We start from the raw sequence: 643 nt of genomic DNA on the forward strand, positions 1-643 counted from the left end.
TTTTAGTAAGAACTATACACGTCGTTTTCATGATACAGATTTATTTGAACAAATATTTGAGAAAATACTAGAAATAGCTATCAAAAATAACTTAATAGATCACTCATCTTTATTTATTGATTCTACGCATATTAAAGCAAATGCAAATAAGAATAAATACATCAAAAAAATTGTAAAAAAAGATGCACTTCACTTCCAAGAAGAATTGGATAATGAAATAAATGAACAAAGGCGCGCACAAGGAAAAAAGCCAATAAAAAATAAAGACAAGGAGGAATATAAAACTAAAAAGGTAAGTACGACTGATCCAGAAGCCGGATACTACGTTAAAGGCGAACGAGAAAAGCAATTTGCTTATAGTTTACACGCATGTGTAGATAAAAATGGTTATATTATTGATAAGCATGTGACACCTGGTAATATTCACGATAGTACACAACTCAAACCAATGATTGAAAGATTAGAAACCAAGCAGATGTTGCCTATCACGTTAGCAATTGATTCAGGATATAAAACACCTTTTAATGCCCACTTTTTACTTGAAAAAGCAATTGTACCAGCAATGCCATATACAAGACCTAAAGGAAAACCTGGTTTTTTCAGAACAAAAGATTTCATCTACGATGAACATTATGATACTTAT

Annotated in this window: 1 protein-coding gene; it reads left to right on the forward strand. The window is 30.8% G+C overall.

Annotated elements, in window-relative coordinates:
* Positions 1–643: transposase (locus tag BTJ66_RS13440; protein WP_153043343.1), on the forward strand; the 643-nt coding region annotated here is incomplete at both ends.

The organism is Staphylococcus edaphicus, from assembly GCF_002614725.1.
Classification (GTDB): Bacteria; Bacillota; Bacilli; order Staphylococcales; family Staphylococcaceae; genus Staphylococcus; species Staphylococcus edaphicus.